This window comes from Microbacterium sp. MPKO10, from assembly GCF_026107415.2.
GTDB lineage: Bacteria > Actinomycetota > Actinomycetes > Actinomycetales > Microbacteriaceae > Paramicrobacterium.
In genome coordinates this window covers 151,056-165,046 of the sequence record NZ_JAPCHX010000004.1, presented here as the reverse complement: position 1 = coordinate 165,046, position 13,991 = coordinate 151,056, and the positions used below count along the sequence as shown (strand labels likewise).

Below are 13,991 nucleotides of genomic sequence, written 5' to 3'. Positions count from 1 at the left end.
AGTTATTCGTGTCCTGTCGAGACTAGTCCCCTCGAGGCGTTGAGGGGGTAACTGTGACGGTTCGGGTCATCACACGGATAGGCTTGTGGCCAAGATTCTCCGTGTGAAAGCGTGCCATGACTTCTCAAGCCCCCACCGTACCCGTCGTCCTCCGGGCGGCCGAGGCCGAGCTGGCGCGCTCGGGGATCCTGGCGGCCGACGTCGACGCCGAGCTGCTCGTCGGGCACGTTCTCGGTCTGGGGCGCGGCGAGGTACAGGCAGCGGGTATGACAGAAAGGCGGATGCTGCCCGCCGAAGCCCAGCGCATCGGGCAGCTTGTCCTGAGACGTGCCACACGCGAACCGCTGCAGCACATCACCGGGGTGGCGGGCTTCCGAAGCCTCGAGCTCCGGGTCGGCCCCGGGGTCTTCGTTCCCCGACCCGAGACCGAGCAGGTTACGCAGATCGCCATCGACGCACTTCAGGCCGTCCCCGATCCGGAGCCGATCGCGATCGATCTGGGAACGGGGAGTGGCGCGATTGCTCTGGCGCTGGCGACAGAAGTGCCCACGGCGCGCGTGTTCGCCGTCGAGAACTCCGTTGATGCTTTTCTCTGGGCGACGGAGAATGCTCGTCGCGTCGGCGCACCGAACGCGACGTTCGTCTTCGACGATCTCGGCTCGGCCCTGCCCGAGTGGGACGGCACAGCGGCCCTGGTCATCTCCAACCCGCCGTACGTTCCGGCCGAGGCTGTCCCTGTCGACCCCGAAGTGCGCTTCTTTGACCCGCCCGCGGCACTGTACGGGGGAGAGGACGGGCTTGACGTGGTGCGCGCTCTCTCCCGATCCGCGGCGCGCCTTCTGCGCCCGGGCGGAACACTCGTGATTGAGCATGGCGAGTTGCAGGGAGACTCGATCCGCTCGCTTCTGGCCGCTGACGGCTGGCGGGCTCCCGCGACGTTCCCCGATTTCACGATGCGGGATCGCGCAACGACGGCGATCCGAGCGTAGCCGCTACTGACGTTTCGCCGCCTTCTCGGCAGCCTTCGCGGCTCGCTCTCGCGCCTTGGCTATCGCTTCGTGCTCCCTGCGTCGTGCCTCGCGCAGAGCGGTCTCTGCGTCACGACGGATGCGCGCTGCCTCCCGAACGGCTTTGTCCTTCGGCACCGGGGGAGCGGGGAGAGACCGGGGTTCTGGTTTTGGTGCGCCGTCCTCAAGGCGCTGCAGTGTTTCAGCGACGCCGTTCAGGAACAGCTCAAGTGCGTAATCGAAGGGATCAGAGGCGTCGGGAGCGAAAGCTCCGGCCTGAACCGCGGATGTGAGGGCGGGAAAACGATCTTCCGTGATGAGTTCTCGCATCATCTCGTTGACTGACGCGTCAAGCTGATCCGGCGTCGACCCGCTCGATACGCTCGCCAACTGGTACCCGCGATACACGGTGGCCTTCCAGCGCGAGAGGCCGCTGAGCATGAGCGTGATCGCCACACGCTCCTCGCTGCTGAGTCCCGTCTCGCCGAGGCACGCAAGGCCCTGATCGAGCCATGACAGCTGGTTGGGCGTCACCGGGATGCCGTCGATTGGCACGTCGATCAGCCACGGATGCTCGGAGTACGCGGCGAACAGCTCAGCCGCGAGCCTGCGCAGCCCCTCACGCCAGGGAAGGGGAGGGTCGGGGAACTCGGTGGGGACCCCGAACGCCTGCTCACCCATGAGGACAATGAGCTCGTCCTTGGCCGTGACGTATCGGTACAGGGACATCGTCGTGAAATCGAGGCGGCCGGCTATCGCGCTCATGGAAACGGACTCGAGCCCGCCCTCGTCGGCGATCTCAATGCCCGTCTCGACGATGCGCTCAATGCTCAGCCCGCGCTTCGGCCCGCGCTGGGGATCCGCCGCGACGCCCCAGGCCAGGGCGACGGCGCGGGGAAGCGTGTACTCGGAGTCATCTGCCATCTGTCATCCTCTCGACGTCACGCCAGTCTATCGAGGTCGTGTTTACACCATAAACTGTGTGTGCTATAAACAATGTGTACATAATAAACAGTATGCGACGTACGCAGTGAGCGCGCGGGTGTGCAGAGATGAAAGGTGAGGCGATGACGTACGCGATAGACGTGCGCGGGCTGACGAAAAAATTCGGTAATCAGGTCGTGCTCGATCGTCTCGACGTGACTGTGCCGACAGGCAGCATTCACGCGGTGCTCGGGCCGAATGGAGCGGGAAAAACGACGTTCATCAACGTGCTGACGACACTGGTGCGACCTGACTCCGGCACCGCAGCAGTCGGCGGATCCGACGTCGTTGCGCGGGCGGCAGAGGTCAGGCGGCGAATCAGCGTCACCGGTCAGAACGCGGCAGTCGATGATGTGCTCACCGCGCGAGAGAATCTCACGATGATGGCACGGCTTCTCGGGCTGACGCGGGCAGAGTCACGGGTGCGAACCGATGAGCTGCTCGAACGCTTTGCGCTTGACGAAGCGGCGAAAAAGCGCGTGAGCACCTTCTCCGGCGGAATGCGCCGCAGGCTCGACCTGGCGATCAGCCTGATCTGTCGGCCTCAGATCGTCTTTCTCGATGAGCCGACGACGGGGCTCGACACGCGCAGCCGGCGCACGCTGTGGGATGAAGTTCAGCGTCTTCGCACCGAGGGGGTGACGATTCTGCTCACGACGCAGTATCTGGACGAAGCAGACGCGCTCGCCGACGAGATCTCTGTTCTCGATCGAGGGAGGGTCGTCGCACGGGGCACACCGGCACAGCTCAAGGCGCAGGTGGGCTCAGACATCGTCGAGGTCCGCAACGAACGCGGGGTTCTCGTTCACGAACTCCACACGGATGGGACCCCACGCGATGTCATCGACGTCCTCTCCGCATCAGGGGTACAGGATGCTGGGATCGTGACGATCCGACGGCCGACGCTCGACGATGTCTTCCTCGCCGTGACCTCAGAGACGGGGTCCCGTCACGATGGTGCTCGCGCAACACGGGAGGTGGCATCATGACGACAATCGAGATGGGGACGCGCCGTGTCCCGCCTGCGGGCAACGCGGATCTGGTGTTCATCGATCGCAGCATCCGCCATTCTCTGCGCGACGGTGAAGGTCTGCTGATGGCCATTCTGCTCCCGGTGTTCATGATGGGCCTCTTCGTCTACGTCTTCGGCGGAGCCATGAGCTTTGCGGGAGACGAAGGATATGTGTCGTACATCGTGCCGGGCATCATCATCATGTGCGCGGGGTTCGGAGCGTCGTCGACGGCGACACTGGTGGCCGGTGATCTGCAGACGGGCATCGTTGACAGGTTCCGCACCATGCCGATTCGCGGCAGTGCTGTATTGACGGGGCACGTCGTGGCGAGTGTTCTGCGCAACCTCGTGGCGACGACCGTCATCATCGTCGTCGGGCTGGTTGCCGGGTTCCGTCCATCCGCCGACCCGCTCGGCTGGCTCGGCGCGTTGGTGATCATCACCGTATACATCACGACGATCACCATGCTGTTCGCGGCGATCGGTCTCGTGGCCGGGAGTATTGAGGCAGCCAATGCATACGGGTTCGTTCTGCTTTTTCTCCCGTACCTCTCGAGTGGCTTCGTGCCCGTCGACACGATGCCCTCGTGGTTGCAATGGGTGGCTCAATATCAGCCCATTACGCCCGTCATCGAGTCGATTCGCAGCCTGCTGATGGGCGGAGACGCCGGCTCGGACGCACTCGTTGCGATGATCTGGTGCGCCGGGATCCTTGTCGTCGCCATCGCCTGGAGCAGCGTGACCTTCACGCGGAAAGCGGGCCGTCGCTGAGCACGATTCGTCATCGAATGTGAGTCGATGAGGATGCCGCGGGGCGCTGCTCGCGGCATCCTCACACTCTGCTCGCGATACAATCACAGGCGATGTCGAACCTCTACGACTGCTCTGTCGACTCTGAGCTCCTCACAGGAATGCGGCTCGCCCGAACGGCCCTTGGCCGCGGCGAGCTCGTCGTGCTCCCCACCGACACGGTGTACGGGCTGGCGGCCGACGCCTTCAACCCCGCCGCCGTGCAGCGTCTGCTCGACGCGAAGGGGCGCACCAGACAGCAGCCGCCGCCCGTTCTCGTGTCGGGGACAGACACGCTTGCGGCGCTCGCGTCTGTCGTGCCCGATCTCGTCACGCAGCTGGTCGAGGAGTTCTGGCCAGGTGGCCTCACAGTGATCCTCCCCGCGCAGCAGTCTCTCGTGTGGGATCTGGGCGACACAGACGGCACTGTTGCGCTACGGATGCCCGACAACGAGATCGCCCTCGAGCTGCTCCGCGAGAGCGGCCCGCTCGCCGTGTCCAGCGCGAACCTGACAGGCGAATCTCCCGCAGAGACCGCTGCCTCGGCGCAGGAGATGCTCGGAGAAAGCGTCGAGATCTACCTGGATGCTGGTACGGGAACGAGCGTTCCGTCGACGATCATCGACGCCACGGCGCTGACGCTCGACGACGGCGTGGCCACGATCCTCCGCGAGGGCGTCATCTCGCGTGACCAGCTTCGCGAGGTCCTCGGCGACCGCCTCGCGGACGACTAGGACGGTTCATGCGTCAGTATGCGCTCATCGCCCTCGCGGCCATGATCATCACGTGGGTGCTCTCACTGGCGGTCTACAGATTCGCCCTCCGGTTCAAGCTCTACCCGCCGATCCGCGACCGCGATATGCATTCACGGCCTACGCCGCGGCTGGGCGGCGTCGCCATGTTCTTCGGTGTGGCAGCGGCGATGACGATCGCCTCGTTCAACCCGTTCTTCGATGTGATCTTTGACGAACCGGGCCCGATTCTCGCAATTCTCGGTGCCACTCTCCTGATCGTCGTGCTCGGCATCATCGACGACCTCATCGACCTGGACTGGATGATCAAACTCGCCGGGCAGTTCCTCGCCGCGGGGCTGATTGCGTGGCTCGGCGTCCAGATCTACTCGCTCCCCATCGCTGGGCGCACCGTCGGATCAAGCTGGATGTCGTTCATCCTGACGGTGCTCACGATTGTGCTCGTCATGAACGCCGTGAACTTCATCGACGGTCTTGACGGCCTCGTCGGGGGAGTTGCCCTCATCGCGAATGGCGTGTTCTTCGTCTACGGCTACCTTCTGGTGAGAACCGTCAGCCAGTACAACTACTTCAATCTCTCGCTGCTGATCTCCGCCGTCCTGCTCGGCGTCTGCGCCGGATTCCTGCCACTCAACTGGCACCCGGCGAAGATGTTCATGGGCGACGCCGGAGCTCTGCTCGTCGGCTTGCTCATGGCCACGTCGGCCATTTCGATTACGGGACAGATCGATCCCTCCGCTGTCGAGGGCAGCGACGGGAACGGTCTTGGCGGCTCGCAGCTTGTCGGCGCGTTCATTCCGCTCCTGCTGCCCATCACGATCCTCGTCGTCCCCCTCGTCGACTTCAGCCTCGCCGTCTTTCGGCGGCTGCGGGCGGGGAAGAGCCCGTTCAGCGCCGACCGGCTCCACCTGCATCACCGGCTCATCGACATGGGCCACTCGGAGCTTCACGCCGTGCTGATCTTCTACGCCTGGACCGTCGTGATCTCAGTGCCGTGTCTGTTCCTGTTCCTCTTCGACACGTACTGGGTCGCCCTCGTCTTCTTCGTCGCGGGCGTCATCGCCTGCACGGTGGCGACATTCGCGCCCCTTGGACGTCGCAAACGCCACGAGGTCGCCGCGCAGCTGACGCCGGACGATGAGACGAGCGACGCGCAGCGCAAACATGACCCGCTCGATCAGTCAATGACTGAGACACACGCTCACGGGACGTCGTCTGCCCCGCGAACCGAAGGAGGATCATCATGACCTCGAACCCCGTCTTTCGCGCCAGCCTCGTGTGGGGAGCCGCCGTCACAGCGGTCATCGCCGTCGTCGGCGGCATCGTCGGACTCCTCGTCGACGGACCCCGTGGGCTGATCAGTGCACTTCTCGGCGCCGTCGTGGCACTGATCTTCCTCAGCGTCACGGCTGTCAGCATTCTCCTGGCGAACCGCAAGGCGGGCAGCGACCTGTTCGTGCCGATCTTCTTCGCGGGCGTGATGGGCGGTTGGCTCGTGAAATTCGTCGTCTTTCTCGTGCTGGCCTGGGTCGTGAAGCAGCAGGAGTGGGTGAACGACACCATCTTCTTCCTCGCCGTCATCGCCGGTGTGATCGGCTCGCTCGTTGTCGACGGCATTGTGGTCGCGAAGGTGCGGGTTCCCCATGCGAGCGATGTTGTATTGCCCGGCGATGAAAATCACGATGATTAGGTACTTCTACGATTCGTAGAACGGCTTTTCGTTTGCTAGAGTGTACAGAGATTCTCCCTGCCAGGTGTGAGCCTTCGGCTGCCGGGTAAGGCGTCTTTCCCACCGATCGAACGTAGCGTGAGCCGTGCTCATTGCTCTGAAATCCAGGAGATAGCGCTGATAGCGAACGCTGTGAACCTGCTCGTGCCGACCGCCGACGATGGTGGATTCCACTCTCCTTCGATCGACGAGTTCTTCCCCCAAGTGCTGCTCTTTGCAGACACTCCTTTTGAGATCAACCGGATCATCCTGATCCGTTTCATCGCCGTCCTTGCGATCGTGCTGCTGTTCTGGCTCGGCACCCGCCGAATGAAGGTCGTTCCCGGTCGTTTCCAGAGCGTCGTCGAGATGGGCCTCGACTTCGTCCGCGTGAACATTGCCGAGGACCTTCTGGGCAAGAAGGACGCCAAGCGGTTCCTGCCGATCCTCGCGACGATGTTCTTCATGGTCTTGGCGATGAACCTGACCGGAATCATCCCGTTCCTGAATATCGCCGGCACGTCCGTCATCGGCGTTCCGCTGGTTCTCGCGATCGTGTCGTGGATCACATTCGTCTACGCAGGCATCAAGAAGAGCCCGTCGGGATTCTTCAAGAACGCGCTCTTCCCCGCGGGTGTCCCGTGGCCGGTTTACATCATCGTGACGCCCATCGAGTTCATCTCGACATTCATCATCCGGCCGATCACCCTGACCCTGCGTCTCATGATGAACATGATCGTGGGGCACCTGCTGCTCGTGCTGTTCTTCGCAGCAACGCAGTTCTTCATCATCTCGCTCAGCGGCTGGTTCACTGCGCTCGGTGTGTTCACGTTTGCCTTCGGCCTCGTGTTCACGCTGTTCGAGGTGCTTGTCGCCGTGCTTCAGGCCTACATCTTCGCCATTCTCACCGCGGTCTACATTCAGCTCGCGGTCGCTGAGGAACACTAACCGGGCACGGCAACCGCCTGCTCACCATCACGGAAGGAAAACACGTGGACGCAACAACCGTTCTCGCTGCTATCGACGGAAACATCGCAACGGTCGGTTACGGCCTCGCTGCCATCGGCCCGGCTATCGGTATCGGCATCGTCGTCGGAAAGACCATTGAGGGTGTCGCCCGTCAGCCAGAGCTGGCCGGCCGTCTTCAGGTGCTGATGTGGATTGGTATCGCCTTCACCGAGGCTCTCGCCTTCATCGGGATCGCGACCTTCTACATCTTCGTCTGATCCTCTTTCACCATACGTAAGGAGGAATGATGCTGAACGCATTTGTGACGGCGGCTGAAGACGGGGCGGCACACAACCCGATTCTGCCGGCGACGTACGACATCATCTGGTCGGCCGTGTGCTTCGTGATCGTTCTCGTCGTGTTCTGGAAGGTCGCCCTTCCGCGGCTCTACAAGCTGCTTGATGAGCGCGGCGCAGCGATTGAGGGCAACATCGCCAAGGCAGATGAGGCGCAGCGTAAGGCCGAGGCAGCGCTCGAAGAGTACACAGCGCAGCTTGCGGATGCTCGTGCCGAGGCCGGGCGAATTCGCGAGGGTGCTCGTGAAGACGGCAAGAAGATCGTCGCTGAGGCGAAGGACCAGGCGTCTGAAGAGGCTTCGCGCATCACGACGAGCGCTCACGCGCAGATCGAGGCGGAACGCCAGTCGGCACTTGTCTCGCTTCGCGGCGAGGTCGGCTCGCTCGCCCTCGGGCTGGCCAGCAGCGTCATCGGTGAGTCGCTTGACGACGACAAGAAGGCAACCGCGGTCGTGGATCGCTTCCTCAAGGACCTTGAGGCATCCGAGACGACAGCAGCAGGGAACAAGTAATCAGCAATGGGTAGCGCAACACGAGAAGCTCTCGCTCAGTCGGTGGCGGCACTGAACGCCGTCAGCGATTCCGTCGATCTCTCCACCGCAGCGTCGCTGCTCGACGCGGGACACGTGATCGACGCGTCCGCGCAGTTGCGCACGCTGATCGCCGATCCCGCTGAAGATTCCGGAACCAAGGCCAGCGTCATCGGACGCGTGTTCGGCGACCGGGTCGATGGGTCTGCACGGTCTCTGCTCGAGACCGTCGCGAGTGCACGCTGGTCGTCATCGGACGATCTTCTCGCCGGCGTCGAAGAGCTGGGAATTCGCGCGGCGGCTGTCGCTTCCGGAGACGCACCCATCGAGTCTGAGCTGTTCCAGTTCGGTCAGGTCGTGACGGCGAACGCCGAACTCGAGCTGGCGCTCAGCTCGAAGCTCGGCGACCCGGCGCGCAAGGCTGATGTCGTGAAGCGCCTGCTCGACGGCACGGCCTCGGAAGCCACTGTTGTCATTGTCTCCCGCCTGATTCAGCAGCCGCGTGGACGGCGCATCGGCAAGCTCCTGCGCACGGCAGCATCCACTGTCGCTGATCAGCGCGGGCGCACGATCGCCACGGTGACGAGCGCGAACCCGCTGACCGATGCACAGCGCGATCAGCTTCGCGAGCGGCTCGCGGCGACGTATGGTCGTGATATCACGTTCAATCTCGTCGTCGATCCGTCGCTGGTCGGCGGAATGCGCATCCAGGCCGGTGACGACGTCATCGACGCGAGTATCGTCTCGCGGCTTGGTGATCTGAAACTCAAGCTCGCCGGGTAGACCGGTTTCATACACTTTCGGGGAACATCCCCGGCACAGATAGGGAAGAAGATGGCAGAACTTACGATCAGCCCCGATGAGATCCGGGATGCTCTCAAGGACTTCGTCTCGGCGTACGAGCCTGACAAGGCGTCGAAGACCGAGGTCGGCTACGTCACTGACGCTGCCGATGGAATCGCGCACGTTGAGGGACTGCCCGGTGTGATGGCAAATGAGCTGATCCGCTTCGCGGACGGCACACTCGGTCTCGCGCAGAACCTCGAGGAAGATGAGATCGGTGCGATCGTCCTGGGCGAATTCACCGGGATCGTCGAGGGTATGGAAGTCACGCGTACGGGCGAGGTGCTCTCGGTTCCGGTCGGCGACGGCTACATGGGCCGCGTTGTCGACCCGCTGGGCAACCCGATCGACGGTCTCGGCGACATCGCCTCTGAGGGCCGCCGTGAACTCGAGCTGCAGGCACCGGGCGTGATGCAGCGCAAGAGCGTGCACGAGCCGCTCCAGACCGGCATCAAGGCGATCGACGCCATGATCCCCGTCGGGCGCGGACAGCGCCAGCTGATCATCGGCGACCGGCAGACGGGCAAGACCGCTCTCGCGATCGACACGATCATCAACCAGAAGGCGAACTGGGAGTCGGGCGACCCCGACAAGCAGGTTCGCTGCATCTACGTGGCCGTCGGGCAGAAGGGCTCGACGATCGCCTCGGTGAAGGGCGCGCTCGAAGAGGCTGGAGCGCTCGAGTACACGACGATCGTGGCCTCACCGGCATCCGACCCCGCGGGCTTCAAGTACCTCGCCCCGTACACCGGCTCGGCCATCGGCCAGCACTGGATGTACGCAGGCAAGCACGTGCTCGTCGTGTTTGACGACCTGTCGAAGCAGGCCGAGGCCTACCGTGCGGTTTCGCTGCTCCTGCGTCGTCCGCCGGGTCGTGAGGCATACCCCGGTGACGTGTTCTACCTGCACTCGCGTCTTCTTGAGCGCTGCGCAAAGCTCTCGGACGAGCTGGGTGCCGGATCGATGACGGGTCTTCCCATCATCGAGACCAAGGCGAACGACGTGTCGGCGTACATTCCGACCAACGTGATCTCCATCACCGACGGTCAGATCTTCCTGCAGTCCGACCTGTTCAACGCCAACCAGCGGCCCGCCGTCGACGTCGGCATCTCGGTGTCCCGTGTCGGTGGTGACGCTCAGCTGAAGAGCATCAAGAAGGTGTCGGGAACACTGAAGCTCGAGCTCGCGCAGTATCGTTCGCTCGAGGCCTTCGCGATGTTCGCCTCGGACCTCGATGCTGCGAGCCGCCGCCAGCTCGAGCGGGGCGCGCGCCTCACCGAACTGCTCAAGCAGCCGCAGTACTCCCCGTACCCGGTTGAAGAGCAGGTTGTCTCGATCTGGGCGGGCACGAAGGGCAAGCTCGACACGGTTCCCGTTGAAGACGTTCTGCGCTTCGAGCGTGAGCTTCTCGACTACCTGCGGCGCAACACCAACGTGCTCGACGAGCTGCGCGAGACGAACCAGCTGACTGACGGGGTCGTCGAAACCCTCGAGTCCTCCGTCGACACATTCCTGTCTGAATTCCAGACGGGAGAGGGCGAGTCGCTCTCGAACGAGGTCGTCGAGGAGCTTCCCGAGGAAGACGTCAACCAAGAGAAGATCGTCAAGGGACGTCGATAATCTATGGGCGCACAGCTTCGGGTCTATACGCAGAAGATCAAATCTGCGCAGACCACAAAGAAGATCACCAAGGCGATGGAGCTCATCGCCGCATCCCGCATTGCCAAAGCGCAGGCGCGGGTCGCGGCATCGGGACCGTACTCGCGGGCGATCACTCGGGCTGTGTCGGCGGTCGCCACGTACTCGAACGTCGATCACGTGCTGACCACGGAGCCCGAGAACGTCAACCGGGCTGCGGTCATCGTGCTGACGAGCGATCGCGGTCTCGCCGGTCCGTTCAACTCGCAGGTCCTGCGCGAAGCGAGCGAACTCACTGAACTGCTGCGCAGCCAGGGCAAGGAGGTCGTGCACTACCTGTACGGCCGCAAGGCCGTCGGCTACTTCCAGTTCCGCAAGTTCCCAATCGCCGGGCAATGGATCGCCAACGCCGAAGCGCCCGAGTTCGTGACGGCGCAGGAGATCTCGAAGACCGTGCTCGAAGCATTCGAGAAGGATGCTGATGAGGGCGGCGTCGACGAGATCCACGTCGTCTACAACCGTTTCGTCAGCATGATGACGCAGACCCCGGAGGTTCTGCGTCTGCTGCCGCTCGAAGTGGTTGAGGGCGTCGAAGAGCCCGAGTCCACGGACGTGCTTCCGCTGTACGAATTCGAGCCGGACGCCGAGAGCGTTCTAGATTCGCTGCTGCCGGTGTACATCGAGAGCCGCATCTTCAACGCGATGCTGCAGTCGGCCGCCGCGAAGCACGCAGCGACGCAGAAGGCGATGAAGTCGGCAAGCGACAATGCGGACAAGCTGATCACTGACTACACCCGCTTGCGCAACAACGCGCGTCAGGCGGAGATCACCCAGCAGATCTCAGAGATCGTCGGCGGAGCCGACGCTCTGTCTGCGTCCTAAGAGCTTCGACCACGAAGAGAGAAGAAAGAGCTATGACAGACACTGCCACCGCTCCGGAGCAGGCGGAAGGAACGGCCGGTGCTATCGGCCGCGTCGCCCGTGTGACCGGTCCTGTCGTGGACATCGAGTTCCCGCACGATTCGATTCCCGGCATTTACAATGCGCTCACCACCGAGATCACCATCGGCGGCGAGACGAACACGATCACGCTCGAGGTTGCCCAGCACCTCGGCGATGACGTCATCCGTGCCATTGCGCTGAAGCCGACGGACGGTATCGTCCGCGGGCAGGAGGTTGTCGACTCGGGTTCTCCGATCTCGGTGCCCGTCGGCGACATCACGAAGGGTCGCGTGTTCAACGTGACCGGTGACGTGCTCAACGCGGAGCCCGGTGAGAACATTGAGATCACCGAGCGCTGGCCGATCCACCGCAAGGCGCCGAACTTCGACCAGCTCGAGTCCAAGACTCAGATGTTCGAGACTGGCATCAAGGTGATCGACCTGCTCACCCCGTACGTCCAGGGTGGAAAGATCGGCCTCTTCGGCGGTGCCGGTGTGGGGAAGACGGTTCTGATTCAGGAGATGATTCAGCGCGTCGCCCAGGACCACGGTGGTGTGTCGGTGTTCGCCGGTGTCGGTGAGCGCACCCGTGAGGGCAACGACCTCATCATGGAGATGGACGAGGCCGGTGTCTTCGACAAGACTGCCCTCGTGTTCGGTCAGATGGACGAGCCGCCCGGGACGCGTCTGCGCGTCGCGCTGTCGGCACTGACGATGGCCGAGTACTTCCGTGACGTGCAGAAGCAGGACGTTCTGCTCTTCATCGACAACATCTTCCGCTTCACTCAGGCCGGATCCGAGGTCTCCACGCTTCTCGGACGCATGCCCTCCGCCGTGGGCTACCAGCCGAACCTGGCGGACGAGATGGGTGTGCTGCAGGAGCGCATCACCTCGACACGTGGTCACTCCATCACGTCGCTGCAGGCGATCTACGTCCCCGCTGACGACTACACCGACCCCGCGCCGGCGACCACCTTCGCGCACCTCGATGCAACGACCGAGCTGTCGCGTGAGATCGCATCGCAGGGTCTGTACCCGGCGGTCGACCCGCTGACCTCGTCGAGCCGCATCCTCGACCCGCGTTACCTGGGTGAAGACCACTACCGCGTGGCGACGACTGTGAAGCAGATCCTGCAGAAGAACAAGGAGCTTCAGGAGATCATCGCGATCCTCGGTGTGGACGAGCTCTCTGAAGAAGACAAGATCACTGTGGAGCGCGCTCGGCGGATCCAGCAGTTCCTCTCGCAGAACACGTATATGGCGAAGAAGTTCACGGGTGTCGACGGTTCAACGGTGCCGCTCAAGAACACGATCGAGTCATTCGACGCCATCTGCAAGGGCGAGTTCGACCACGTCGCCGTTCAGGCGTTCTTCAACGTCGGTGACATCACCGATGTGGAAGAGCAGTGGGCGCGCATCCAGAAGGAGAACGGCTGATCATGGCGGGCCGTTCACTGCAGGTCAGCGTCGTCGCAGCCGACCACGAGGTGTGGTCGGGTGCGGCGGTGCAGATCATCGCCAAGACCGTCGAGGGCGAGATCGGCATCCTCGCCGGTCACGAACCGATGCTCGCGATCCTCGCTCAGGGTGAGGTTCGCGTGACGACGACCGGCGGTGAGAAGGTTACGGCACAGGCCGACGACGGCTTCCTGTCCGTCGAGAACGACACGGTCACCGTCGTCGCCGGCAACGCCTCCCTCGTCAAGTAGTCTTGCTTCTCTCTCTTCACCTGAACGCCCCGTGCTGATCCTGCTCCCTCCGTCTGAGACGAAGCGAGCGGGTGGCACGGGGCGTTCGCTGTCTGTGGATGCGCTCCGGTATCGCGAACTCGATGACCACAGGGATGCTCTTGTCGACGCTCTCATCGATCTTGCAGCCTCCCCCGAGCAGTCCATCACCGCGCTGAAGCTCGGGCGCACACAGCACAGCGAGGTAGCCGTGAACGGGGCACTGCGCTCGTCTCCCACGATGCCCGCACTCGATCGATACACGGGAGTGCTCTTCGACGCCCTTGATGCGGCATCATTGACACCCGCGCAGCGTGCTTTCGCCGATAGCCACGTCGCCGTGCACTCCGCGCTGTTCGGGCTCATCCACGCGCTCGATCCCATTCCCGCCTACCGGCTCTCTCACTCGTCGCGCATCCCCGGGCTCTCACTCAAGAAGCATTGGCGTGAGGCCGTCAGCGGGATTCTTGCGACGCGCGATGACGTGATCGTCGACATGCGCTCTGAGGGCTACGCCGAACTGGGGCTGGCACCGCGTCGGCCAGACTCCTGCTATCTGCGGGTGCTCGCGGACGGTCCGGACGGCAGCAGGCGCGCCCTCAACCACTTCAACAAGAAGGCGAAGGGCGAATTCGCCCGCGCCCTCATCGCAGCGGAGCAGGACTTCGAGACGCTCGAGGACCTCTGCGCGTGGGCCGCTGATGCGGGCTTCCGCGTCGAACCGGACGAGGGTGAACTCGCACTCATCGTATAGCG

16 protein-coding genes are annotated in these 13,991 nt (G+C 63.3%); 15 read left to right on the top strand and 1 reads right to left on the bottom strand.

Going from position 1 to position 13,991, the window contains the following annotated elements:
• The first annotated feature begins 116 nt into the window (after window positions 1-116).
• Complete coding sequence (gene prmC / locus OK352_RS08945) at window positions 117-989, top strand: peptide chain release factor N(5)-glutamine methyltransferase (RefSeq protein WP_265141127.1); 873 nt, start codon at window positions 117-119, stop codon at window positions 987-989.
• 3 nt (window positions 990-992) lie between these two features.
• Here the strand turns inward: prmC and OK352_RS08940 are convergent, their stop codons facing one another.
• Window positions 993-1,931, bottom strand: a complete 939-nt coding sequence (locus tag OK352_RS08940; protein ID WP_265141126.1) for a TetR/AcrR family transcriptional regulator — start codon at window positions 1,929-1,931, stop codon at window positions 993-995.
• Between the two features lie 143 nt (window positions 1,932-2,074).
• Between OK352_RS08940 and OK352_RS08935 the strand changes: the two genes are divergently transcribed.
• From OK352_RS08935 to OK352_RS08870, 14 genes are all read left to right on the top strand, one after another.
• Window positions 2,075-2,980, top strand: a complete 906-nt coding sequence (locus OK352_RS08935) for an ATP-binding cassette domain-containing protein (RefSeq protein WP_265141125.1) — start codon at window positions 2,075-2,077, stop codon at window positions 2,978-2,980.
• Window positions 2,977-3,774 carry an ABC transporter permease gene (locus OK352_RS08930; RefSeq protein WP_265141124.1) on the top strand — a complete coding sequence of 266 codons (798 nt, stop codon included), beginning with the start codon at window positions 2,977-2,979 and terminating at the stop codon, window positions 3,772-3,774. Before OK352_RS08935 ends, OK352_RS08930 begins: the two co-directional genes overlap by 4 nt.
• Before the next feature lie 92 nt (window positions 3,775-3,866).
• Window positions 3,867-4,526, top strand: a complete 660-nt coding sequence (locus tag OK352_RS08925; protein ID WP_265141123.1) for an L-threonylcarbamoyladenylate synthase — start codon at window positions 3,867-3,869, stop codon at window positions 4,524-4,526.
• An 8-nt stretch (window positions 4,527-4,534) separates the two neighbouring features.
• Complete coding sequence (locus OK352_RS08920; RefSeq protein ID WP_265141122.1) at window positions 4,535-5,791, top strand: MraY family glycosyltransferase; 1,257 nt, start codon at window positions 4,535-4,537, stop codon at window positions 5,789-5,791.
• On the top strand, window positions 5,788-6,234 hold the full coding sequence (locus OK352_RS08915; RefSeq protein ID WP_265141121.1) for a Cg1360 family ATP-synthase-associated protein: 447 nt from the start codon (window positions 5,788-5,790) through the stop codon (window positions 6,232-6,234). Before OK352_RS08920 ends, OK352_RS08915 begins: the two co-directional genes overlap by 4 nt.
• 171 nt (window positions 6,235-6,405) lie before the next feature.
• Entirely contained in the window at window positions 6,406-7,200 is a 795-nt protein-coding gene (gene atpB, locus OK352_RS08910; RefSeq protein WP_265141120.1) for a F0F1 ATP synthase subunit A, read from the top strand.
• A 44-nt stretch (window positions 7,201-7,244) separates the two neighbouring features.
• Complete coding sequence (gene atpE, locus OK352_RS08905; protein ID WP_265141119.1) at window positions 7,245-7,478, top strand: ATP synthase F0 subunit C; 234 nt, start codon at window positions 7,245-7,247, stop codon at window positions 7,476-7,478.
• Between the two features lie 29 nt (window positions 7,479-7,507).
• On the top strand, window positions 7,508-8,068 hold the full coding sequence (locus OK352_RS08900; protein WP_265141118.1) for a F0F1 ATP synthase subunit B: 561 nt from the start codon (window positions 7,508-7,510) through the stop codon (window positions 8,066-8,068).
• Between the two features lie 6 nt (window positions 8,069-8,074).
• Window positions 8,075-8,869, top strand: a complete 795-nt coding sequence (locus OK352_RS08895) for a F0F1 ATP synthase subunit delta (protein WP_265141117.1) — start codon at window positions 8,075-8,077, stop codon at window positions 8,867-8,869.
• Between the two features lie 51 nt (window positions 8,870-8,920).
• A complete protein-coding gene (gene atpA / locus OK352_RS08890) occupies window positions 8,921-10,549 on the top strand; it encodes a F0F1 ATP synthase subunit alpha (protein ID WP_265141116.1) in 1,629 nt (542 codons plus the stop codon).
• A gap of 3 nt (window positions 10,550-10,552) precedes the next feature.
• Window positions 10,553-11,449: a F0F1 ATP synthase subunit gamma gene (locus OK352_RS08885; protein ID WP_265141115.1), complete on the top strand. Its 897-nt coding sequence runs from the start codon at window positions 10,553-10,555 to the stop codon at window positions 11,447-11,449.
• A gap of 32 nt (window positions 11,450-11,481) precedes the next feature.
• The gene (gene atpD / locus OK352_RS08880; RefSeq protein WP_265141114.1) at window positions 11,482-12,945 is read left to right on the top strand and encodes a F0F1 ATP synthase subunit beta; all 1,464 of its coding nucleotides are present in this window, start codon (window positions 11,482-11,484) and stop codon (window positions 12,943-12,945) included.
• Between the two features lie 2 nt (window positions 12,946-12,947).
• Window positions 12,948-13,217, top strand: coding sequence for a F0F1 ATP synthase subunit epsilon (locus tag OK352_RS08875; protein WP_265141113.1), 270 nt, complete (start codon window positions 12,948-12,950; stop codon window positions 13,215-13,217).
• Between the two features lie 31 nt (window positions 13,218-13,248).
• Entirely contained in the window at window positions 13,249-13,989 is a 741-nt protein-coding gene (locus OK352_RS08870) for a YaaA family protein (protein ID WP_265141112.1), read from the top strand.
• Window positions 13,990-13,991: the final 2 nt, after the last annotated feature.

Bases quoted from the DNA above. Each gene is read 5' to 3' on its own strand.
- prmC (WP_265141127.1), top strand. From the start codon at position 117: ATGACTTCTCAAGCCCCCACCGTACCCGTCGTCCTCCGGGCGGCCGAG.
- OK352_RS08940 (WP_265141126.1), bottom strand. From the start codon at position 1,931: ATGGCAGATGACTCCGAGTACACGCTTCCCCGCGCCGTCGCCCTGGCC.
- OK352_RS08935 (WP_265141125.1), top strand. From the start codon at position 2,075: ATGACGTACGCGATAGACGTGCGCGGGCTGACGAAAAAATTCGGTAAT.
- OK352_RS08930 (WP_265141124.1), top strand. From the start codon at position 2,977: ATGACGACAATCGAGATGGGGACGCGCCGTGTCCCGCCTGCGGGCAAC.
- OK352_RS08925 (WP_265141123.1), top strand. From the start codon at position 3,867: ATGTCGAACCTCTACGACTGCTCTGTCGACTCTGAGCTCCTCACAGGA.
- OK352_RS08920 (WP_265141122.1), top strand. From the start codon at position 4,535: ATGCGTCAGTATGCGCTCATCGCCCTCGCGGCCATGATCATCACGTGG.
- OK352_RS08915 (WP_265141121.1), top strand. From the start codon at position 5,788: ATGACCTCGAACCCCGTCTTTCGCGCCAGCCTCGTGTGGGGAGCCGCC.
- OK352_RS08900 (WP_265141118.1), top strand. From the start codon at position 7,508: ATGCTGAACGCATTTGTGACGGCGGCTGAAGACGGGGCGGCACACAAC.
- OK352_RS08895 (WP_265141117.1), top strand. From the start codon at position 8,075: ATGGGTAGCGCAACACGAGAAGCTCTCGCTCAGTCGGTGGCGGCACTG.
- atpA (WP_265141116.1), top strand. From the start codon at position 8,921: ATGGCAGAACTTACGATCAGCCCCGATGAGATCCGGGATGCTCTCAAG.
- OK352_RS08885 (WP_265141115.1), top strand. From the start codon at position 10,553: ATGGGCGCACAGCTTCGGGTCTATACGCAGAAGATCAAATCTGCGCAG.
- atpD (WP_265141114.1), top strand. From the start codon at position 11,482: ATGACAGACACTGCCACCGCTCCGGAGCAGGCGGAAGGAACGGCCGGT.
- OK352_RS08875 (WP_265141113.1), top strand. From the start codon at position 12,948: ATGGCGGGCCGTTCACTGCAGGTCAGCGTCGTCGCAGCCGACCACGAG.